The following is a 22,840-nucleotide window of genomic DNA, read 5'->3' on the forward strand; positions in this document are numbered from 1 at the left end:
CCCGAGCGCGCCGCTCGCCAGACCCGGTCGCCGATACCCGGATCGACGATCGGCGCCCACGGAGTTTCCCATACGCGCTGTTCAGCGGCCCACAATCGTCGCCTACGGGAGTGGCATTGTCTCGTCCTATCGGAGCCTTAGCCGAAGACCCGGTTACCGGACGGTTCCGTCACGGGCATGCTGAAGACCATGGCCCGCCTTGCCCAGACCCTCGGTCTCACCGATATCCAGACCGACTTCCTCGCCACTGTGCGGCGCTTCGTCGATACCCAGATCATCCCCAACGCGCAAGAACTCGAGCATTCCGACGCCTACCCCGACGAGATCGTCGCAGGCATGCGGGACATGGGACTGTTCGGGCTGATGATCCCGGAGGAGTACGGCGGCCTCGGCGAATCGTTGCTGACGTATGCGCTGTGCGTCGAGGAACTCGCGCGCGGCTGGATGAGTGTGTCAGGCGTGATCAACACCCATTTCATCGTCGCCTACATGCTGCGACAGCACGGAACCGAGGAGCAGAAGCAGCGGCTGCTGCCACGGATGGCGACCGGCGAGGTGCGGGGCGCCTTCTCGATGAGCGAACCCGATCTCGGCTCCGATGTCGCAGCCATCACGACGTCGGCCACACGCTCCGACGACGGCACCTACACGATCAACGGCGCGAAGATGTGGCTCACCAACGGCGCCTCGTCGACTCTGGTCGCGGCGCTCGTGCGCACCGACGAGGGAGCCGAGAAGCCGCACCACAATCTGACCACCTTCCTCATCGAGAAGCCGGCTGGTTTCGGCGAAGTGGTTGCCGGACTGACGATTCCCGGAAAAATCGACAAGATGGGCTACAAAGGTATCGACACCACCGAGATGATCTTCGACGGTTATCGCACCGATGCCGAGCACATTCTCGGCGGCACACCAGGCCGCGGATTCGCACAGATGATGGACGGTGTCGAGGTCGGCCGGGTCAACGTATCGGCGCGCGCCTGCGGGATCGCCCAGCGCGCCGTGGAACTGGCCATCACCTACGCCCAGCAGCGACGCACCTTTGGCAAGCCCATCGCCGAGCATCAGGCCATCGCCTTCTCGCTGGCCGAGATGGCCACCAAAACCGAAGCGGCGCACCTGATGATGGTAAACGCAGCCCGGCTCAAGGACTCCGGCGAGCGCAACGACGTCGCGGCCGGCATGGCGAAATACCTGTGCAGCGAGTACTGCGCAGAGGTCACCCAGGCCAGTTTTCGTATCCACGGCGGCTACGGCTATTCCAAGGAATTCGAGATCGAACGGCTGATGCGGGAAGCTCCGTTCCTGCTGATCGGCGAGGGCACCAGCGAAATCCAGAAACAGATCATCTCCAAGGGTCTGCTCCGCGAGTACCGCACCAACTAGAGAGGTCATAACCCATGCAGCGCACCGTGTTCAACGACGACCACCAAGCCTTCCGCAAAACCATTCGCGACTTCATCGCCAAAGAGGTCGTACCCGTCCACCACGACTGGGAGAAGCAGGGGCATCCGCCGCGCGAGTTCTACAACAAGCTCGGCGAGCTCGGAGTACTCGGCATCGAGGCGCCCGAGGAATACGGGGGCGGCGGCGAGCGCGACTTCACCTACTCGATGGTCATCGCCGAGGAGTGTGCGCTGGCCGGGGTGACCTTCGGCAGCTATTCGGTGCACGCCAACCTCATCCTGCCCTACCTGACGGAGTACGCGAACGACGAGCAGAAGCAGCGGTGGCTACCCGGATTCTGTTCCGGCGAGCTGATGTTCGCGATAGCAATGACCGAACCCGGCACCGGATCGGATCTGGCCAACATCTCCACCACCGCCACACTCAGCGACGATGGCGGCCACTACATCCTCAACGGCGCCAAGACCTTCATCACCGGCGGAGCCCTCGCCGACCGCATCCTGGTGGTCTGCCGCACAGCGGCTTTCGACCCCGACAACCGCCGCGGCGGCCTGTCGATCCTGGTGGTCGATACCTCCTCCGAGGGCTTCGCCGTCGGCCGCAAGCTGGAGAAAATCGGTCTCAAGGCCTCCGACACCGCCGAACTGTCGTTCAGTTCTGTCCGCGTGCCGGTGGCCGATCGCCTGGGCGAGGAGGGAAACGGATTCCGCTACCTCACACACAATCTGGCGCAAGAGCGGCTCAGCATCGCGATCGGCTCGGCAGCCACCGCCGCCGCGGCTCTGCAGCATGCGCTTGCCTACACTCGCGACCGTGACGTCTTCGGGCGTCCCGTCGCCTCCTTCCAGAACACCAAGTTCGTGCTCGCCGAATGCTCCGCGGAGGTCGAGGCGATCCAGCAGTTCGTCGATCACGCTCTGACGCTCCACAACTCGGGTAAGCTGTCGGTTCCCGACGCCGCCCGCGCCAAACTGTTCGCCACAGATACCGCGGGCCGCGTCATCGACAAATGCCTACAGCTGCACGGTGGCTACGGCTACATCACCGAGTACCCCATCGCCCGCCTCTATGCCGACACCCGCGTATCGCGGATCTACGGCGGGACCAACGAGGTGATGAAGACAATCATCGCCAAGGATCTGGGGCTGTAGCGACCTCTGCGAGGCACCGTGGCCTTTGATGGTCGAGGTGCGAGCCGCATGTGGTGAGCCTCGAGAACCGGCGAGACACGCCGCCTCCCAATCACGTCCAAGCCTCGCGGTCAGCGGCGAGTTCCCGTGTAGGGATACGGTGTACCGCTCAATGGTGATAGGTTTCATCCTCCCTTGAGAGGAGCCCTCCGCAAACCCTGGGACGGATCAACCCACAACGTACGCGGCACGGCCGGGGACCGTATCTGTGGGGTGAGAGTTTCCTTGCGAACCACCCTCGGCGGCCACGGTGGTCACCGTGGGGCCGGGCCGCGTCTCACTCCCCGCGTAGCTCCTGCAACCACGCACGTGCGGAGGCGTCCGACGGTGAACGCCAGTCACCGCGTGGCGACAGCGAACCGCCGGAACCAATCTTGGGTCCGTTGGGCATGGCTGTGCGCTTGAACTGGTTGGCCATGAACCGCTGGCAGAAGACTGTGAGCCACTTGTCGATCGTCGCTGCGTCGTAGACGTTGCGGTCGTCGAGCGGCTCGGTATCCCACGGCGTTCGGTCAAGATCACCCCACGCCTGACGGGCGAGGTAGGCGACTTTGCTGGGACGGTAGCCGAACCGGGTGAGATAGTAAAGAAAGAAGTCGTGCAATTCGTACGGCCCGACGGTGTCTTCGGTGGATTGAATCGCGCCGTCCTCTCCTGGCGGTACCAATTCCGGTGAAATCACCTCGGCAAGGATCTCGGCGAGAACCTCGCTGGTCTCATCGGAGTACTCACCTGAGCTGATCATCCACCGGATAAGATGGCGGACAAGTGTTTTGGGAACCGACCCGTTGACGTTGTAGTGCGACATCTGATCACCGACGCCGTAGGTGCACCATCCGAGGGCGAGCTCGGAAAGATCTCCCGTGCCGAGGACGATGGCACCGTGGTGGTTGGCCAGGCGGAACAGGTGTGAGGTCCGTTCCCCGGCCTGCACGTTCTCGAACGTCACATCGAAGACCTTCTCGCCACGCGAGTACGGGTGGTCGAGGTCGGCGAGCATCTGCTCGCACGACGGACGGATGTCGAGTTCGGTCCCACTCACACCGAGTGAGTCCATCAGAGTGTGCGCACGCCGCAGGGTTGCTCCTCCGGTGGCGAAACCGGGCATCGTGTAGGCCAAAATATTGGTGCGCGGCAGGCCGAGTCGATCGAAGGTGGCCACCGCGACCAACAACGCAAGGGTCGAATCGAGTCCACCGGATACGCCGATGACGATCTTCTCGAGTCCCGTCGCACGTAACCGCGCCGCGAGTCCCTGCACCTGGATGTTGCCGACTTCCCGACACCGTTCATCGAGGTCGCCGGTGCCGCTGGGCACAAACGGGAACCGCGCAATGCCACGCCGCAGCACGTCGAGATCATCGGTTCCGGGCTGCACGCCGAAGCTGAAACCGATGCGTCGCAACGTTTTGAGGTCCTCGGCGTGGTCGCCTGCCTGATCGCGCACACTGGTCGTACGCATGCGCTCTTGGCGCAGACGGTCGAGATCGATGTCGGCACTGATGGATTGGGCACCCATCTCGAATTGCTTACTGCGTGTCAGTAGCGTCCCGTTCTCGGTGATCAACGCGTCGCCGTCCCACGCGAGATCGGTCGTGGATTCGCCGAAACCGGCCGCGACGTACAGGTGCGCGGCAATGCAGCGCGCGGAATGGCCGGTACTCAATAACTTCCGGTACGACTCTTTCCCGACTGTTACCGGGCTACCCGACAGATTCGCCAGGATGGTCGCGCCGGCCAGCGAGGCCCAAATGCTCGGCGGGATGGGTACCCAGCCGTCCTCGCAGATCTCCACGTGCAGGCAGAAGCCCGGGACATCCTCGGCGTCGAAGAGGAGATCCGCACCGAACGGGACGTCGGAGCCGAGGAGCCGCACAGTATCCTGCGGTGCATCGCGCGCGGCGCTGTAGTAGCGCTTGTCGTAGAACTCCCGATAGTTGGCCAGATACGACTTGGGGATCACACCCAGTACTGCGCCGTCACGGATCACCGCGGCACAGTTGTACAGGCCGTCGCCGACCACCAGCGGTAACCCCACCACCACGAGCGGGGTGAGCCCTGCGCTGGCGTCGACGATCGACGCCAATGCGTCGCGACAACCGTCGAGAATCGCATCCTGCTGGACGAGATCGTCGATGCTGTAACCACACAAACCCATCTCGGGGAAGACAACGAGCAGCGACCCCTCTGCGGCGCCCTGCCGCATCGACTCGACGGTCGCCTCGGCATTGGCCTTCGGATCGGCGATGCGGACGACCGGGATTGCCCCGGTGACCCGCGCGAAACCATGGTCGTGAACAGACACCGCCTCAGCCTAACTGCGAGGCCGTTGGCGGCGTCGCCCCTCAGTCGTCACACGCTTCGATCAACGCCTTGAGTTGGTGATCGAAGGCCTCGGCGATCACCTCGACGTCGGGCACCTCGTCAGGGCAGGTCACGATGCCGACGTTGAGTTGTCCGTCGACGGAGAAGGCGGTGATGTTGAGGGCCAACCCGTGAAAGATCGGCCCCAGAGGATAGACGGCGGCGACCTTTGCCCCACAGAAGTAGATCGAGAAGTCCGGGCCGGCGACATTGGAGACGGTCACGTTGAAGACCGGTGGGTGATTCAGGGCGAGCTTGCGGTCGCCGTAGAACTTCATCAGCGTCGACAACATGGTGCCGGGGGCGAACTGCGCCCACGCGCGCAGGATGTTCGCGTCGATGTCGGCGTGGTGTTCCTTGGCGCGTCGGGCCAGTTCTCCGGCACGTTCGAGCCGTTCAACCGGATCGGCGACGTCGGACGGCAATTCGGTGAACATACCGGTGACCTTGTTGGTGCCGTTGACCACGAGATCGCGCTCGTCGGCATCGTGGACCGACACCGGAACCATCGCCACCAACGGCGAGTCCGGTAGATCCCCGTGCTGGGACAGATATTCGCGAAGCGCACCGCCGACCATCGCGAGCACCACATCGTTGACCTTCACCCCGAAGCGGTTCTTCACCCGCTTGACATCGTCGAGGCAGAGTTGGGTGGTCGCGATGCTGCGGTGCGGTGAGATCGGCCCGTTGAACACCGTGCGCGGCGCGGCGAAAGGGGCGGGCATTCCGGTGCGCGACCGCGACCGGCGAAACCACTCGATCGGTACGCCGACGGTTTGCGGAAGCAGCTTGGCCATCGCGATGGGTCGCTGCACGAAGTAGTTGAGGGCGCCGGAGATCACCATGCCCGTGCGGTTGGGTCCACCAGCGGTCTCGGCGACCTTCTCCGGGTCGACGTCGGGCTCGTCGGGGGTGAGGCTGCAGAGCTGACCGAGCACCTCGGCGGTGGTGACCCCGTCGACGCTGGCGTGGTGCATCCGCAGGAACGCGCAGATCGTTCCGTCGGCGCTGCCCTCGATGATCCACAGCTCCCACAGCGGTTTACCCCGGTCGAGGGCCTGCCCGGCCAGATGTCCACAGAGCTCATTGAGTTCCCGCTTACCCGCGGGCGAAGGCAACGCGACGCGGTGCACGTGCCGGTCAATGTCGAAGTGGTCGTCCTCGACCCACACCGGGTGGTCGATGTTGAGCGCGGAGTTCTCCAGCCTGCGTCGCAACATCGGCATCGCGGCAACCCGCGCGTTGAGCTGGGTACGCATCCGGGTGAAGCTGTATCCACCGGGAATGGTGCTCGCATCGAGCTCCATGATTCCCACGACGTGCATCAACTGCGAGCGCGTTTCCAGATAGAGGAACGACGCGTCCAAACCACTCAACCGCTGCACTGCGGACCTCCACTTGTCTCGGCCGGAGCACCCGTGCGCGCTCCGACGACGCGGCCCGTATCTCGGCCCCCGAAACCATTCTGCTCCCGCCGACGGTCACCCCCACGCATTGCGCGAGAATGCGAGATTCGACCGATTCGATGCGGATGGCCGTAGGGTGGACATGTGTCCAGCCTACGGTCCGCACCGACCTTCGACGGCGCCGAGCTCGACACGGCCTTTGCCGATTTCCAGCGCAGACTCGCCGAGATCGGGGCCAGCCGGGACCGGGACCGCGTCGCCGTCATGTTCACCACCGACGCCGACTAGGTCGAGCACGCGCCCTGGGCGACATTCATGGTCGCGAGGAGATCCGGGCGTGGATCTGGGAGACGATGACAGCCTGCCCGGGCAGCCACATGACGGGATTCCCGACACTGTGGCACGTCGCCGACCCCCCGACCGCACGGGTGATCTGCGAGGTCGACAACCCGATGCGCGATCCCGGCGACGGCTACCTCATCACAACGACCAGTATCACCATCCTTACCTACGCCGGCGACGGGCTGTGGTCTCGCTTGGAGCACGTCTACCACCCGCTCGAGTTCGGCGCCGCCGCCATGACGTGGTGTGACAGGGCATCCGACCTCGGCACTCTCGACGTCCGCGCCGAGTGGATTCGCCGTATCGGGCCGGCGTTCGCGACGCGCCGCTGAACTGTCGATCACCTGTGAGTGCGCATCCGGGCCTGGACCCGGGCAAAGCCGACCACTCAGGATGGTGAGTCGGGGTAACACCATCGGGGTCGACAGCGACATCCGAAAGACAGCAACACCCGAAAGACAGCTACATCACCCCCAAGCAACATGACCGGCAGGTCGGGTGACGACACCGTAAGTAGCGGACTTGGGTACGGCCTGGTATGTGCCGTATCCTGAAACGCTGACCCAACCGTGTGCGCACCGACCCCACACGTATGCGACCACCGTTCGGAGGAACCTTCATGGCACGTGCACTGACTCAACTGGAGCTCTTGCAGGAACTCGCTCCGGTTGCCGAAGAGAACGTGAACCGACACCTCAAGATCGCCCGCGACTGGAACCCGCACGACTACATCCCGTGGGACGAGGGCAAGAACTACCCGGCGCTGGGCGGTCCGGAATACGACCCCGAGCAGTCGCAGCTCAGCGAGGTCGCCAAGGCCGCGATGATCACCAACCTGCTGACCGAGGACAACCTGCCCTCGTATCACCGCGTGATCGCCGACAACTTCTCCATGGATTCGGCGTGGGGCCACTGGGTGGGTCGGTGGACCGCCGAGGAGAACCGTCACGGCATCGTGATGCGCGACTACCTCGTGGTGACCCGCGGTGTCGATCCGGCCGCTCTCGAGGCCGACCGCATGATCCACATGACCAACGGCTACGACCCGATGCTCGCCGCCGCCGGCCGCACCGACGAGTTCGAGGAGCACGTCGACGAACTGGGCATCCTGCACTCCGTCGCCTACGTGACCTTCCAGGAGCTGGCCACCCGGGTGAGCCACCGCAACACCGGCAAGGCCTGTAACGACCCGATCGCCGACAAGATGCTGCAGCGCATCGCCGCCGACGAGAACCTGCACATGATCTTCTACCGCAACATCTGTGGTGCTGGGATGGATCTCGCCCCCGATCAGACGCTGCGCGCGGTCACCGACATCGTTACCAACTTCCAGATGCCCGGCGCCGGGATGCCCAACTTCCGCCGCCACGGCGTGTTGATGGCCAAGCACGGCATCTACGACCTGCGCCAGCACCTCGAAGAGGTTGTGCAGCCCGTCCTGCGCAAGTGGAACGTGTTCGACCGCGACGACTTCTCCGCCGAGGGCGAGAAGACCCGCGAGGAGCTCGCCGCTTTCCTCGAGCAGCTCGAGAAGGACACCCTCAAGTTCGAGGAGATGCGCGACCGCGCCCTCGCGCGCGAGGCCAAGAAGCGGGAGCGTCAGGCGTCCTGAGTACTGCACCCATCGTGACCGAACCGGCGTCCTCGATTACCGAGGGCGCCGGTTCGGCGTCGGTCCCCGACCCGACGTCCCGAGCATCCAGGCTGCGCATCGGACCGTTCGAGTTGTCGAGCCCGGTGGTCCTCGCACCGATGGCCGGGGTCACCAACGTCGCCTTCCGCACCCTGTGCCGCGAACTCGAACTCGCCCGCACCGGGACGGTGTCGGGGCTCTACGTGTGCGAAATGGTGACCGCGCGAGCGCTTGTCGAGCGCCATCCGGTGACGATGCACATGACCACCTTCGGCCCGGACGAGAATCCGCGGTCGATGCAGCTGTACACCGTCGACCCGCGCTACACCTACGAGGCGGCGAAGATGATCATCGAGGAAAACCTCGCCGACCACATCGACATGAACTTCGGTTGCCCGGTCCCCAAGGTGACCCGCAAGGGTGGCGGATCGGCGATCCCCTACAAGCGCACCCTGTTCCGCAAGATCGTCGCCGCCGCGGTACGCGCCACCGAGGGCACCGACGTCCCGGTGACCGTAAAATTCCGCATCGGCATCGACGACGAGCACCACACCCACCTCGATGCCGGACGCATCGCCGCCGACGAGGGCGCGAAAGCCGTTGCGCTACACGCCCGTACCGCGTCACAGCGGTATTCCGGACTCGCCGACTGGGATGAGATCGCACGTCTCAAGGAGCAGGTGACCGATATCCCGGTGCTCGGTAACGGCGACATCTTCGAGCCCGCCGACGCGGTGGCGATGATGCAGCGCACCGGGTGTGACGGCGTCGTCATCGGTCGCGGCTGCCTCGGCCGGCCGTGGCTGTTCGCCGAGCTCGCCGCCGAGCTCAACGGCCTGCCCGCTCCCGCCGCACCCACCCTCGGCGAGGTCGCGGCCATCATCGTGCGCCACGGCGAGCTGCTCGCCGACCACCACGGCGAGGACAAGGGCATGCGCGAGATCCGCAAGCACGTCGCCTGGTACCTCCGCGGTTTCCCTGCCGGATCAGATCTGCGCCAACGACTTTCACTGGTAAACACGCTTGCCGAACTGCGCGATCTGGTGGCGACACTTCCCGCCGAGGCCCCATTCCCCGACGACGGACACGGTCCTCGCGGGCGTCAGGGATCGCCCGCCAAGGTGGCACTGCCGGACGGCTGGCTCGATGATCCGGACGAGGACGTGGTGCCGGCCGGCGCCGAGGTGATGCACTCCGGCGGATGAGCCGAGTCCACGCGACTCGCGCGCCCGCCGCCGAAATCGGCGACCGGCGCAAGCGCTTCCCAGCCGAGACTAAGTAGGATGTCGCAAGGTCCTGCTGCGGCAGGTCCGTGATCGGAGCGTGCCGGTCCCGTTGAGCCCCGACGACGCGGTCCACGGAAGCTTGCCGGGGGAAGAGGAACTGTCAGTTGAGTCGTTCGACGCCGAACAAGGGCGCCCAGCCGGGTGACGGCGACGACCCCGACGCTCGCCGTACCGGCGACGAACGCGGGTCGAGGTTCGCCGCGTCCGGTGAGAGTCCACCCGCCGATCGGCTCCGCGAGCCCCGCTCCGCGGATCGGTTCGTCCGGGGGCGCAATCGGCTGACCGTGCGGCAGCTGATGGAACAGATGAATGCCGACGAGGCGTCGGCCGGAGCATCCGACGACACCCCGACCCAGGCCATCTCGCCGGCCCGGCCGAGACTCCGGCGACCACGGTCGAGCCCGCCCGCTTCGCCTGCTCCTCCGCGCGCGAACCCGCCGACTGCGTCGATTCCCCCTGCGTCGATTCCCCCTGCGTCGATTCCCCCTGTGTCGATTCCCCCTGTGTCGATTCCCCCGACGTCGGTTCCCCCGGTGTCCAGCCCCCCTGCCACTCACTATGCCCCGGCCGACGTCACCCAGAAGCTCCCCCCGGTCGCCGACACACCGACCGGGGTGGACCTCTCCGACCAGGCGACCGCGCGCCGCGCCAGCGAAGAGTCGCGCGCACAGGGTTCCCACGCCGCTCCGGTCGCACCCGAGGAGTTCGCGCCGGGCGGCGACGCCGAGGACCTACCCACCCCCGGCACCGACACCGCCGCCGCCGGCACCGACACCGCCGCCGCCGCCGCCGCGACCGTGCATACACGCTCGGCCGAAGCCACGGAGACGGCCGGACCACCACTGCAGCGCACCCCGGACCTGGCGGCAATGGCCCGCTCGCGTCCCCGTCGGGTGAGGGCTCGCACACGCCAGCAGGCGGTGCGTCGCAACGCCACGGTCACCGGACGGATCCTGGTGTCGGTGGCCTGCGTGATGGCGCTGGTCGGTACCGGCTTCGTCTGGGGTTACCTAAACTCCAAGAACGGCAATTGGCGCAATATCATCGCCGTCAACCCCGACGACACCAACATCCGCAACAAGAACGCCCAGTATGGCGACGAGAACTACCTCATCGTCGGCACCGACACCCGCAATGGGCAGAACGGCGATGTCGGCGCGGGTACCTCGGCCGACGTCGAAGGCGCCCGGTCGGACACCGTCATACTCGTCAACATCCCCGCCGACCGCAGCCGCGTCGTGGCCGTCTCCTTCCCCCGTGATCTCCAGGTCGACCGGCCGGAGTGCCGGCAATGGGACAACGACAAGGACTCCTACGGCGCCGCTCTCGACGCCGAGACGCAGGTGAAACTCAACAGCGTCTACGCCCTCGGCGGACCGCAATGTCTGGTGCGAGTCATCACCGAGATGAGCGGACTCAACATCAACCACTTCATCGCGATGGACTTCGAGGGCTTCGAGAAGGTCGTCAACGCGGTCGGTGGCGTGGAGGTGTGTTCGACACAGCCGATCTACGACTACGAACTCGGTCAGATCCTGCGGAAACCGGGCAAGCAGAAGCTGACCGGCCGACGAGCACTCAACTACGTGCGCGCCCGCATGGTTTCCACCGAGGGCAACGGCGACTACGGCCGCATCAAGCGCCAGCAGCTGTTCATGTCGTCGCTGCTGCGCTCCAGTCTCTCGAGCAACGTGCTGACCAATCCGACGAAGCTCAATTCGATCGTCAATACCTTCATCAACTACAGCGTCGTCGACAACGTCAACACCGACTCCTTGTTGAAGCTCGCCGAATCGATGCAGGGCATCGAGGCCGGCCGGGTCACCTTCATCACCCTGCCCACCAGCGGTACCGCCACCGACGGCAGCAACAACGAGTTGCCCAACACCGACGCGATCAACAGGATCTTCAACGCCATCATCGATGATCGGCCGCTGCCCGGCGAGCAGGCCGAGAAGACCCGCACCAGCTCGAGTGGCCGACCGTCGACGACCACCCCGGCCGCCCCCACCAAGGTAGCGGCGACCGCTCAGAACCCCGGCAACGTCTCGCTGCGCGTCCTCAATGGCAGTGGGCGCAGCGGTATCGCCAGCGAGGTCTCCGATCAGATGTCGGCGCAGGGATTCGACGTCCAGGGCGTCGCCGATGCCTCGGAGAATCGCACCGACACCGTCATCCGGTATGGCATAGGTTCGGAGGACTCGGCGGCCACGGTGGCCGAGATGTTCCCGGGCGCGTTGATCCAGCTCGACCGCACGGTCCGCGACGGAGTCGAGGTCATTCTGGGGTCGACCTTCGACGGGTCGGTCGGTACGGCCCCCGCGGTCGGCACGACGCTCTCGACGTCGTCGTTGCCACCGGCCGCCAACACCTCGAATCTGCCCAACGACCTGGCCATCACCAACGCCGGTGACACCACCTGTTCGTGACCTGCATCACTGCGTTGGGCGGGCATCCCGGCGCTCGTCGAACCGCCGATCACCGTTCACGGTGTGTTCACCCGGCGGGTGACGGTGAGCGCGCGAGACAGGCAGTAGCCTTGACGCATGCGGACCGCCTACCAGGAACAACTCCACTCACTCAACACTATTCTGGGTGAGATGTGCGACCTCGCGGGCTCGGCGATGGAGCGCGGGACTCGCTCGCTACTCCAAGCCGATCTCGCGATCGCCGAAGAGGTCATCAGTGAGAACGACCGGATGAACGATCTCGCCACCCGTGCCGAGGAGCAGGCCTTCGGGCTGCTGGCCCTGCAGGCCCCGGTGGCCGGTGATCTGCGCGGCATCGTCAGCGCGCTGCAGATCGTCTCGGACGCCGACCGCATGGGTGCGCTCGCACTGCACGTCGCCAAGGTCGCACGCCGTCGCCACCCCGCCAAGACGCTACCCGAGGAGGTCGCAGGCTACTTCGCGGAGATGGGCCGGTTGGCCGTGCATCTCGCGCGTAACGCCCGTGAGGCCCTCGATTCGCAGGATCCTCAGGCTGCCATCCGCCTCGAGGAGGACGACGACGCCATGGACGACCTGCACCGTCACCTGTTCACCGTGCTGATGGACCGGGAATGGGAGCACGGGGTGGCCTCCGCGATCGACATCACCCTGCTCGGCCGCTATTACGAGCGCTTCGCCGATCACGCCGTCATGATCGGACGCCGAGTGGTGTTCCAGGCGACCGGCAAGACCCTCGCCGACCTCGACGTCTAGTCGTACCGACCCGCGCGCGTGGTGCAGTTCGCTCCTGTGTGCCGCACCACGCGTGGTGTGTGCGTGTGATACCCGATCCGAGGTCACCGATCGGTGTGCGTCGGGGCCCGGCGACCGGCTAGCGTAGCTCGTCATGAGCCTGCACTCTCCCGCCGACCAGGATGTCAACGCCGCCGGGGATCAGGGCGACGTCGGAGCCGTGGTGTGTGCCCGGCAGCTGCTCACCTACGCCGCGGTGATCGCGTCGCTGCTGGCGCTGCTGCTGATTCTCTATCTCAACATGTGACAGGACGTCCGCATGTGACAGGACCGCGACATACGACCAGTCCCCGGCCGCCGGCTTCGTGACACTGCCAGACGGTCCGGGGACTTCGGTCTTTGCGTGATGCCGGCCTCAGCCGAACCGTCCCGAGATGTAGTCCTCGGTCTCGCGCTTGGCGGGGTTGGAGAAGATCGTCTCGGTGTAGTTGATCTCGACGAGCTGGCCGGGCTGGCCGACCCCTTCGAGGTTGAAGAACGCCGTCTGATCGCTCACCCGCGCAGCCTGCTGCATGTTGTGGGTGACGATGACGATCGTGTAGTCCTTCTTGAGCTCCCCCATCAGGTCCTCGATGGCCAGGGTCGAGATGGGGTCGAGCGCCGAACACGGCTCGTCCATCAGCAACACATCCGGAGAAACCGCGATCGCGCGGGCGATGCACAGACGCTGCTGCTGACCGCCGGAGAGACCGCCCCCGGGCTTGTCGAGACGGTCCTTGACCTCTTCCCAGAGGTTCGCGCCGCGCAGGCTGCGTTCGCACACCTCGTTGAGCTGTGATTTGCCCCGCACACCCTGCAGTTTGAGCCCGGCGACCACGTTGTCGCGGATCGACATCGTCGGGAACGGGTTGGGGCGCTGGAACACCATGCCGATGGTCGTGCGGACGCTGGTGGGGTTCACGCCCTTGCCGTAGATGTCCTCACCGTCGAGTAGCACGCTGCCCACCGCGTAGGCGCCCGGGATCTCCTCGTGCATCCGGTTGAGGGTGCGCAGCACGGTCGACTTACCGCAGCCCGACGGGCCGATGAACGCGGTGATGCTGCGCGGCGGTACCGAGAGCGTCACGTCCTTCACGGCGTGGAACTTGCCGTAGTAGATGTTCAGGTCTTTGATGTCGAGGCGCTTGGCCATGGAACTACTTTCTTTACGGCGTTGGATGAGCCTGGCACACAGCCCCTTTCGACTGCGGCGCAACTCGGACTTACTTGGTCTTGGGGGCCAGCAACTTTGAGAGTACGGCGGCGAACAGGTTGAGCACGGCGACGATGATGATCAGGGTGAGCGCGGCGCCCCAGTAGTAGAACGACGACGCGGGCTGACTCGCCATCCACATGTCCTTGATGAACAGCGGCAACGAGTTCATGCCGCCCTCGAACGGGTTGGTCGTGACCTTGGCCATCGCCGGTCCGGCGAGGATCAGCACCGGCGCGGTCTCGCCCATGATGCGGGCGATGGCCAGGAAGATGCCCGACAGCATGCCCGACAGCGCAGTCGGGATGACGATGCGCATGATGGTCTTCCATTTGGGGATGCCCAGCGCATAGGAGGCTTCGCGGAGCTCGTCGGGAACGAGTTTGAGCATCTCCTCGGTGGAGCGCACGACGATCGGGATCATCAGCAGGATCAATGCGAGGCTCACCATGAAGCCGCTCTGCCCCAACGACAACCCGATGACGAAGACGGTGAAGATGAACAGCGTGGCCACGATCGACGGCACCCCGGCGAGGATATCGACCATGAAGCTGACCGGCTTGACCAGCCGCGACGTCGGATACTCCACAAGCATGACCGCGGTCAGCACAGCGATCGGTACCGAGATGATCGCGGCGACGAGCGCTTGGATGATCGAACCGATGATGGCCGGCGCGACGCCCGCACCGAACTGGGTGGTGGTGTCGATGGCGTAGGCGTCGCCGAACCACCAGTTCGGGTCGGTGATGGCACCGACGCCCTTGGAGATGACCGTCCACAGCAGCCACACCAACGGGATGACGCCGATGACGAAGCATCCGATAAAGATGCCCTTCGCCGAATTGTTGCGCAGTTTCCGGCTCAGCGAGACCTCGCGAAAGGCCGTGCCGGAGGCCTTGATCGGGCCACCCCCGGGAGTCTTTTCCATCGTGACGGTCATCCGTTCACCTTTCCACCGGCGATCGAACGGGCGATCGCATTGACCACGAATGTGAGGATGAACAGCATCAGACCGGCTGCGATATACGCACTCTGGGTGTCGTGGCTGCCGACGAACTCGCCGACGTCGCGGGCGATCTTGGAGGCGAAGGTGTCACCACCCTCGAACAGCGACCACTTGAGGCGGCCGACAGCCGAACTCAGGATGATCATCACTGCGATGGTCTCGCCCAGTGCGCGTCCGAGAGCGAGCATCGACGCGGCGATCATGCCCGAGCGTCCGTAGGGGAAGGAGGTCATCCGGATGACCTCCCACTTGGTGGCGCCGAGCGCGAGCGCGGCCTCCTTCTGACCGCTCGGCGTCTGGCGCAGCACCTCGCGGGTGATGGAGGTGATGATCGGCAGCATCATGATCGCGAGCACGATGCCCGCGGTGAACAGGGTGCCGCCGCCGCCGACCGACGTGCTGCCCGAGGAGAACAGGAAGAACCAGCCCAGCGAGCTGTTCAACCATTCCGCGAACGGCGCGATGAACGGCGCGAGGATGAAGATGCCCCAGAGGCCGAAGATGATCGAGGGCACCGCGGCGAGCAGGTCGATGACCGCACCAAGCGGCCGGGAGATCTGCCGCGGTGCGTATTCGACGAGGAAGACCGCGATGCCGATGGCGATCGGCGTGGCCAGCGCCAGGGCGAAGACCGACGACAACGCGGTGGCCCGGAACAACTCCCACACACCGAAGCGCACGGAGTTGCCGTCGAAATTCGACTGGCTGACCTGCCACTCCGAGGAGAACAGGAAGTTCGCGTTGTTCGCCGCGATCGCCGGTATGGCATCGACGATCAGTGAGATACCGATACCGGCGATCAGGGCGATGACGAAGAACCCGGTACCCCGGGCGAGATAGGAGAAGACGCGGTCACCGGTGGCACCTCGGTGGCTACGCAGACCCGGGTGGAGTTGCTCGTCGAGTTCTCGCTCCTCTTCGGGCGGTAACTGGTTGGGCGTTTCGGGCGGCTGCGCGCCGGGGTCGTACGGATTGCCCGTATGACCCCGGCCCGTACCGGTGGTGTCATCCACTGACATAACTCTTATCGCCTAGGGGTTTCGGGTACTTCGAGGTGTTTCGTTGACGTCCGCGCCGACTACTGAATGGCGTTGATCGAGGCCTGCAGCTTCTGCTGGAAGTCGCTCGGGAGCGGGATGTAGCCCGCATTGATCAGGTCCTGTCCCTGATTCTGCGGCGCCGAGGAGACCGAGAGGAAGGACTTGACGCCCTGCCCGACCGAGGTATCGGAGTACTTCGAGCAGACAATCGAATATGTTGCCAGAACGATCGGGTAAGCACCGGCCGAGGTGGGCTTGTAGAACGACGAGGTGTCGATCACCATATTGTGGTTGTCCGGGCCGTTCTTGAGAGTGGCCGACTCGATGGTCTTGCCACCCGACTCCGCCGTCAACGCCACACCGCTGCGATCCTGATCGGTGATGATCTTGGCCATCGACAGGTTGTTGGACTGCGCGTAGGCCCACTCGACGTAAGCGATCGAACCCGGGGTCGGCTTTACGGCCGAACCCACACCTGGGTTGCCCTGCTTACCCTCGCCGACACCGCCGTTGAAGGTCTTGCCCGCACCCTTGGTCCACCCGCCGGCGGCGGTCAGGTACTTCTGGAAATTATCGGTGGTACCCGACTGATCGGCACGGTAGATGACGCTGATCGGGGTCGCCGGAAGGGTCTTGCCCGGGTTGTCGGCGGTGATCACCGGATCGTTCCAGGTCTTGACCTCGCCGCTGAAGATCTTGGCCAGCGTCGGGCCGGACAGTGCGAGGTCGCTGACCCCGTCGACGTTGTAGGCGACCGCGATCGGACCGAAGACCAGCGGCAGCTGCCAGGCTTCGGAACCGCTGCAACGCGCGGCGGCCTTGCTGATCTCGTCACCCTTGAGCGGGGAGTCGGAGCCGCCGAAGTCGGTGAGGCCCTGGGTGAAGTCAGAGACACCCTGGCCGGAGCCGCCGCCGCCGTAGGCGAGCTCGTAGCCCGGGCAGGTCTTGGCGAACGACGTGGAGAAGATTTTCATCGCGTTGGCCTGGGCGGTCGAGCCGCTGGCCTTGAGGGACTGCTTGCCCTCGCATTTGACATTGGCGACTGCCGACGCGGGTGCCGCGCTGCTGGTCCCCTTGTCCGCGTTACTGCTACACGCGCCAAGAATGAGCGCCGAGCTGGCTGCCATGGCGGCGACAACGGCACCTGTACGACTCAATTTCACTTCTGGTTCCTCCAGCATCAAAACACGGCAGTCCGGCGTTGCCACCCTGCCCGGTCGAGCTGACCTTATGGGGCAGTGATGGACGGCCCCCCGACGAAAGGTGAACGGAAGATGAATTGGACGACTCGGACATGTCGATTCCGGCCATCTCTTCTCCCGACCGGCTACCCAGATCGGACAATCACCCCTCGGAGCTGGACCGATACGTCCCATTTCGGAACGCTGCGCGGCCCCCCACACGCCGACACCGCGCGCCACATGGCCTGCGGCCCGCGCTCGGCGCTGAGGTGAGCGCACGGTGAATGCCGGGTTGCCGTCGGGTGCGCGCCGGCGCAAAGCCCCTCCCGGCGTGGCCCGTCCCTCGGCAATCCACTCGCAGCGCGGCCCTCGACCGCCACCACAGTCGTCGACGCTCGGCGTTGGTCGTCGGGACCAGTGGCGGTTTTGTCCGTGGCACGGGCGCGCGGGCGAATACGTACGGCGGCTGGCCGCGGAGGCCGAGATCGCCGCCGATCTCCGGCTGCCGGTGCTCAAGCCGCTGCACGATGCGGTGATCAGACCCCGGCCGGTCCACCGTGCGCAGCGAGTTCGGCCACCCAACGCCGGGTCGGCTCCGGCCACGGCGGCGACGGAGGCATTGTGTCGATGCTCTGGCGGCGAGGGCCGTCGGTGTCGGCCACCGCGCGAATGTTGGCCGGCGGAAGCACTCCTGCCCCGTACCCTCGACGAGGGGAAACCGGGAAAAGACGCCGATCCCCGGCCGTCGGAGAGAGCGTGGATGAACGAATATCCCAGCGTCGCAACCAGAGTCGAGTGGCGTGAACGCGGGACACCAACCCGCCGTAGAGCGGCACCGCCTCGCTACGCCGACCACCACCAGCACGTCTGCGAGCGGGCGCCCGCGGCGAGCGGCGCGGCCAGCACCACACCGATAATCGTTGCCACCCAACAGATCACACTGCATCGGATCACACCGTAGCGGGGCACCCCGATAGGAGCGCGAACGACGATCACCTGTGACCGAGGCCTACTCACCCATAGGCGGCGTCGATGGCGTAGCGGGTAAAGCCCAACCGCGCATAGGTGTGCAGCGCCGCGGTGTTATCACCTTCTACGTACAACATCACCTCGTCGACGCCACGCTCGGCGAAGTAGTGCAGACCCGCCAGCGTCAGTAGCCGCCCGAGACCTCGACCCTGCGCTGCCGGATCGATACCGACGACGTAGACCTCGCCGAGGCCCGGCCCCTGCGTCTTGGTCCAGTGAAAACCCAAGAGTGGTCGACGATCTGACTCTCCGGCGCCGGCCGCGGCATCGAATGCCAGGAATAAACCGGCCGGGTCGAACCAGTCCGATGCCACGCGCTCGGTGATCTGCTCAGGGGCCCAGCCACCCTGCTCGGGGTGCCAGGCGAAGGCGGCGTTGTTGACGCGGAGGATCTCCGCGTCGTCCGAAGGCCCTGCGTAGGTGCGCACTTCGATGTCGGCGGGGACGTCGAGGGAGGGCAGGCCATCGGCTCCGCCGGTTCGCCTCAACTGCAACAGCTCTCGCCGACGCCGCAGCCCGAGCGATGCGGCCAACGACCGCGCGGCCGGCAGATCGCCGTGTGCCCAGGCCCGCACGGCGTCCGAGGCGGAGGCGCCGGCACGCTCGCGCGCCGCTGTGAATGCGGTCTCGAGCAGCGCCCGACCGTGCCCCCGACGACGCTGTTCGGGATCGACGACGGCCTCGATCATCGCCGGCTCGTCGTCCCGGCCGGCAACAATATTGGCGTAGCCGACCGCGCTGACGACGTGTCGGACATCTACGCCGGCGCCGTCGATGGCGAGGACGGCCTGTTCCGACAGTGGCGCCACCCCGTCGGCCGTGGCCGCTGCCGCGACGAGACGGTGCGCGTGGGCGGCCATATCCGGCGCCAGGGACTCGATGACGTGAACCTCGGGGAACTCGACCTCAGGGGGCACTGAACTCCTTGTCGAAGGGATCGGTCCGGGTATCGCCGATGTCGCCGAAGCCCTCGCCGGGGCGTTCGCCTCCCGCATCCTCAGCCTCGTCGTCGGCGGTCTCCGCCGAGGCGGAGCGGCCGCGCGTCGGGCGCACGGCCTTGTAGCCCACGTTACGGACTGTGCCGATCAGCGACTCGTGGTCGCTACCGAGTTTCGCGCGCAGGCGCCGCACGTGGACGTCGACGGTGCGGGTGCCACCGAAGAAGTCATATCCCCAGACCTCCTGCAACAGCTGCGCCCGGGTGAAGACACGGCCGGCGTTCTGCGCCAGATACTTCAGGAGCTCGAACTCCTTGTAGGTCAGATCCAACGGGCGCCCGCGCAGACGGGCGGTATAGGTACCTTCGTCGATGACCAACTCACCGAGCGTGACCTTGCCGGAGGCCTCCTCGGCGCTGATGCCGCGGGTGCGCACGACGAGCAGGCGCAGGCGGGCGTCGAGTTCCGCGGGGCCCGTCCCGGGTAGCAGGAACTCGTCGAGCCCCCAGTCAGCATTCACCGCGACCAATCCACCCTCGGTGAGCACCGCGGCCACCGGCACCGCCGATCCGGTGCTGCCGAGCAGCCGGCACAGTCCGCGGGCCGCGGCCAGGTCGGTGCGGGCGTCGACGATCGCGACGTCGGAATTACCCGCCTCCATCAGCGACGACACCTCCGTCGGCGCCACCCGCACGGTGTGCGCGAGCAGCGACAGGGACGGCAATACCGACTCCGGGTTGGGATCGGCGGTCAACAACAGGAGATCCACGTCCTTGCTCCGATCTTCCTCGTCGCGCCTCGCGCACCTGACGTCCCGAGGCAGGGGCCTCGGGGATGGTCGTACCCCGTCTCCCGGCCACCTCGACGTTGAGGCGATCCACCGATCGCGCCCAAAAGGCCATGTTTACTCTGCCTTACCAACGTGTGCGCGACAGATGACAGAATAGCCGCAATGTCACGTTCGGCTGTTAACAAGGCAGGCTCGGAGGCCGTGACCTCTGACGCAGCGACCCCAGCCCCCTGGCGTCATCGGCTGCGACGCGCGCTTCTGGTGGCGCTTGCGCTCGTCGTCGTCGTGGGTGCCATCGCGGCGATCGCCGACACCGTCGCGGCAAGTCGCGGCGAACATCGCCTCTCGACGTCCCTCGCGAGTGCCGCGGGTATCGCCTACCCGCCCGAGGTGACACTCGGCGGCTTGCCGTTCCTGACCCATGCCTCCTCCGGCGAGTTCACCGGTGCCACGATCACCGCCCGCGGGGTGCCGATCGCGCAGGGATGCTCGTATCCGGCGGCCGGCCCCTGCTTCGCCGAACTCGGGGCGACACTCGGTACGTTGCGGGTCCCCAACGGCTTCAATATCGGGTCCACCGACACCATGCACGCTGCTTCGGTCATCGCCTACTCGCGACTCGACTCGGTGAATTTGGGCCGTATGCTGGGAGTCCTGGATCTCACCGTCAACACCCCCGCCGGCCCCGACCGCGTCGGCGGCGGCGGACCCCAATTCGGCAATCTCGAGCGCACCTCGGGGATCGTGCTGACCGGATCGGTGGCGCTGCCACCGGACTCGGCACCCCCGACCGGTGCGACGCCGAGTCCACAGCGCGCGCCGTCGGCCTCGGAGTACCCGGGCCCGCGGACCAGGGTCAGCGTCACCGTCGAGGTATCAGTGCGCGACGGCCGGCTGCATGTGCAGGCGACCGGCTTCTACACCGGGCCCGAAAAGCACGTCGAGGCACCGGAACTCGTCGGCGCCGACAAGTCCTCCCTACGCGCGGCCGTTCTCGCGCGTTTCACCGCCACGCTGCCGTTGCTGCCCATGCCGTGGGACCTGCCGGCGACCGGGGCGCACAGCTCAGGCAGCGACATCCTGCTCACCGCCGGGTCCGGGCCACGCGACCTGCTGCCCGGACTCTTCTGACCGCGACGATCGCAACCAGGGCCGGGGCGGGGACAGGCTTGCGGCGGGCGCCGATCGCTGTTGTACCCTCGTGGACATGCAACAGCGCCGTGAGTTCATGCTCACCCGCCGCCGGGCGATCGACTTCTGTCGGGTCGCCGACTGTTGCTGTCGCATCACGATGTGATCGTCTGGCTCGTGCCCGCCCCATCGCGCCCGAGTCGGGGATCACTCGATGTCGGCCGGTCGGGCGCGCGTTCCATGACGACGCCATCCAACCGAGATCCTGGGTTCTCGCCCCGATCATGCCGTCATCATCCGCCGAAGTCCGCCGGCGTCTGAGGCCGGTCGCCTTCATCGCTGTTTCACGATCAACTCCACCACACCCGATACCCACATCTAACGGAGGAAACACCCATGGCACGTTCCGACGTCCTGGTCAGCGCCGATTGGGCTGAGCAGAACCTGCACACCGACAAGGTCGTGTTCGTCGAGGTCGACGAGGACACCAGCGCCTACGACGGCGGCCACATCGAGGGCGCGGTCAAGCTCGACTGGAAGACCGACCTGCAGGATCCGGTTCGTCGCGACTTCGTCGACCGCGAGCAGTTCTCCGCGCTGCTCTCCGAGCGCGGCATCGCCAATGACGACACCGTCGTGCTCTACGGCGGCAACAACAACTGGTTCGCGGCGTACGCCTACTGGTACTTCAAGCTCTACGGCCACCAGGACGTGAAGCTGCTCGACGGCGGCCGCAAGAAGTGGGAGCTCGACGGCCGTCCGCTATCCACCGACGCCGTGAGCCGTCCGGCCACCGAGTACAAGGCCGCCGATCCGGACAACTCGATCCGCGCCTTCCGCGACGAGGTCGTCGAGGCCATCGGCGCCAAGAACCTCGTCGACGTGCGTAGCCCCGACGAGTTCTCCGGCAAGATCCTCGCCCCTGCCCACCTGCCGCAGGAGCAGAGCCAGCGTCCCGGCCACATTCCCGGTGCCATCAACGTGCCGTGGAGCAAGGCCGCCAACGAGGACGGCACCTTCCGCAGCGACGACGAACTCGCCGAGCTGTACTCCGACGCCGGCCTCGACGGCGAGAAGGAAACCATCGCCTACTGCCGCATCGGCGAGCGTTCCAGCCACACCTGGTTCGTTTTGCAGGAACTGTTGGGCCACAAGAACGTCAAGAACTACGACGGCAGCTGGACCGAATACGGCTCGCTCGTTGGTGTTCCGGTTGAACTGGGAGAAGGTAAGTAATCATGTGTGCTGCACCCAAGCAGGGACAGAAGCTGCCCGCGGGCGTCGATGTCGAGAAGGAGACCGTCCTGACCGGACAGGTCACCGACAACTCCGGGAGCCCGGTCGCGGGTGCGTTCGTGCGGCTGCTCGACGAGACCGGTGAGTTCACCGCCGAGGTTGTCGCCAGCCCCACCGGCGACTTCCGCTTCTTCGCCGCGCCCGGCCAGTGGACGCTGCGTGCGCTGAGCTCGGTCGGCAACGGTGACGTCACCGTCAACCCGGACGGACCCGGCGTGCATACGCACGACATCACCGTCAGCAAGTAAGTCCACGCGGTCTCCCCGACGGCCCGGTCACCCTCGCGGTGGCCGGGCCGTTGGCATCCTCACCGGTTCTTCGCCGGGCGCGCGTGATTCATCTTTCACTCGGCCGGTCCGACGACGTC

The 22,840-nt window shown here is 65.9% G+C and carries 18 protein-coding genes and 1 pseudogene; 11 read left to right on the forward strand and 8 right to left on the reverse strand.

Going from position 1 to position 22,840, the window contains the following annotated elements; all coding sequences use genetic code 11:
- The first annotated feature begins 189 nt into the window (after positions 1–189).
- Together EF294_RS11775 and EF294_RS11780 are read left to right on the forward strand one after the other, a co-directional pair.
- A complete protein-coding gene (locus tag EF294_RS11775) occupies positions 190–1,386 on the forward strand; it encodes an acyl-CoA dehydrogenase family protein (protein ID WP_185091056.1) in 1,197 nt (398 codons plus the stop codon).
- Between the two features lie 14 nt (positions 1,387–1,400).
- Positions 1,401–2,558: an acyl-CoA dehydrogenase family protein gene (locus EF294_RS11780; RefSeq protein WP_123929902.1), complete on the forward strand. Its 1,158-nt coding sequence runs from the start codon at positions 1,401–1,403 to the stop codon at positions 2,556–2,558.
- A 316-nt stretch (positions 2,559–2,874) separates the two neighbouring features.
- On the opposite strand, the gene EF294_RS11785 is transcribed toward EF294_RS11780, so the two are convergent.
- Entirely contained in the window at positions 2,875–4,902 is a 2,028-nt protein-coding gene (locus tag EF294_RS11785; protein WP_123929905.1) for an NAD(+) synthase, read from the reverse strand.
- Positions 4,903–4,942: 40 nt separating this feature from the next.
- On the reverse strand, positions 4,943–6,346 hold the full coding sequence (locus EF294_RS11790) for a WS/DGAT/MGAT family O-acyltransferase (protein ID WP_123929907.1): 1,404 nt from the start codon (positions 6,344–6,346) through the stop codon (positions 4,943–4,945).
- A 165-nt stretch (positions 6,347–6,511) separates the two neighbouring features.
- Here EF294_RS11790 and EF294_RS11795 point away from each other — a divergent pair.
- From EF294_RS11795 to EF294_RS21425, 6 genes and pseudogenes are all read left to right on the forward strand, one after another.
- A pseudogene (locus EF294_RS11795) lies at positions 6,512–7,041 on the forward strand (nuclear transport factor 2 family protein).
- 287 nt (positions 7,042–7,328) lie between these two features.
- Complete coding sequence (locus EF294_RS11800; RefSeq protein ID WP_123929910.1) at positions 7,329–8,321, forward strand: acyl-ACP desaturase; 993 nt, start codon at positions 7,329–7,331, stop codon at positions 8,319–8,321.
- Positions 8,322–8,356: 35 nt separating this feature from the next.
- Positions 8,357–9,547 carry a tRNA dihydrouridine synthase DusB gene (dusB, locus tag EF294_RS11805; protein ID WP_281276002.1) on the forward strand — a complete coding sequence of 397 codons (1,191 nt, stop codon included), beginning with the start codon at positions 8,357–8,359 and terminating at the stop codon, positions 9,545–9,547.
- 185 nt (positions 9,548–9,732) lie between these two features.
- Positions 9,733–12,057, forward strand: coding sequence for an LCP family protein (locus tag EF294_RS11810; RefSeq protein ID WP_123929916.1), 2,325 nt, complete (start codon positions 9,733–9,735; stop codon positions 12,055–12,057).
- Positions 12,058–12,174: 117 nt separating this feature from the next.
- The gene (gene phoU / locus EF294_RS11815) at positions 12,175–12,831 is read left to right on the forward strand and encodes a phosphate signaling complex protein PhoU (protein WP_123929919.1); all 657 of its coding nucleotides are present in this window, start codon (positions 12,175–12,177) and stop codon (positions 12,829–12,831) included.
- A gap of 133 nt (positions 12,832–12,964) precedes the next feature.
- A complete protein-coding gene (locus EF294_RS21425; protein WP_185091044.1) occupies positions 12,965–13,117 on the forward strand; it encodes a hypothetical protein in 153 nt (50 codons plus the stop codon).
- A 108-nt stretch (positions 13,118–13,225) separates the two neighbouring features.
- Here the strand turns inward: EF294_RS21425 and pstB are convergent, their stop codons facing one another.
- The 6 genes from pstB to EF294_RS11845 form a co-directional block, all read right to left on the reverse strand.
- Entirely contained in the window at positions 13,226–14,002 is a 777-nt protein-coding gene (gene pstB / locus EF294_RS11820; protein WP_123929923.1) for a phosphate ABC transporter ATP-binding protein PstB, read from the reverse strand.
- Positions 14,003–14,072: 70 nt separating this feature from the next.
- The gene (gene pstA / locus EF294_RS11825; RefSeq protein WP_123929926.1) at positions 14,073–15,002 is read right to left on the reverse strand and encodes a phosphate ABC transporter permease PstA; all 930 of its coding nucleotides are present in this window, start codon (positions 15,000–15,002) and stop codon (positions 14,073–14,075) included.
- Positions 14,999–16,087 carry a phosphate ABC transporter permease subunit PstC gene (gene pstC / locus EF294_RS11830; protein WP_123929930.1) on the reverse strand — a complete coding sequence of 363 codons (1,089 nt, stop codon included), beginning with the start codon at positions 16,085–16,087 and terminating at the stop codon, positions 14,999–15,001. The genes pstA and pstC overlap by 4 nt, the downstream gene beginning before the upstream one ends.
- A 59-nt stretch (positions 16,088–16,146) precedes the next feature.
- Positions 16,147–17,271, reverse strand: coding sequence for a phosphate ABC transporter substrate-binding protein PstS (gene pstS / locus EF294_RS11835; RefSeq protein ID WP_185091045.1), 1,125 nt, complete (start codon positions 17,269–17,271; stop codon positions 16,147–16,149).
- Between the two features lie 1,031 nt (positions 17,272–18,302).
- Positions 18,303–19,235, reverse strand: coding sequence for a mycothiol synthase (gene mshD, locus EF294_RS11840; RefSeq protein ID WP_123929936.1), 933 nt, complete (start codon positions 19,233–19,235; stop codon positions 18,303–18,305).
- Complete coding sequence (locus EF294_RS11845; RefSeq protein ID WP_123929939.1) at positions 19,225–20,025, reverse strand: winged helix-turn-helix transcriptional regulator; 801 nt, start codon at positions 20,023–20,025, stop codon at positions 19,225–19,227. Before EF294_RS11845 ends, mshD begins: the two co-directional genes overlap by 11 nt.
- 183 nt (positions 20,026–20,208) lie before the next feature.
- Here EF294_RS11845 and EF294_RS11850 point away from each other — a divergent pair, with 183 nt between their 5' ends.
- The 3 genes from EF294_RS11850 to EF294_RS11860 all read left to right on the forward strand — a co-directional run bounded on the left by EF294_RS11850 (position 20,209) and on the right by EF294_RS11860 (position 22,721).
- Positions 20,209–21,177 (forward strand): LmeA family phospholipid-binding protein, encoded by a 969-nt coding sequence (locus tag EF294_RS11850; protein WP_185091046.1) that lies wholly within the window; start codon positions 20,209–20,211, stop codon positions 21,175–21,177.
- A 396-nt stretch (positions 21,178–21,573) separates the two neighbouring features.
- A complete protein-coding gene (locus EF294_RS11855) occupies positions 21,574–22,413 on the forward strand; it encodes a sulfurtransferase (protein WP_123929944.1) in 840 nt (279 codons plus the stop codon).
- Between the two features lie 2 nt (positions 22,414–22,415).
- Positions 22,416–22,721 (forward strand): DUF1416 domain-containing protein, encoded by a 306-nt coding sequence (locus EF294_RS11860; protein ID WP_123929947.1) that lies wholly within the window; start codon positions 22,416–22,418, stop codon positions 22,719–22,721.
- Positions 22,722–22,840 lie beyond the last annotated feature (119 nt).

Source organism: Gordonia oryzae (assembly GCF_003797185.1).
Classification (GTDB): Bacteria; Actinomycetota; Actinomycetes; order Mycobacteriales; family Mycobacteriaceae; genus Gordonia; species Gordonia oryzae.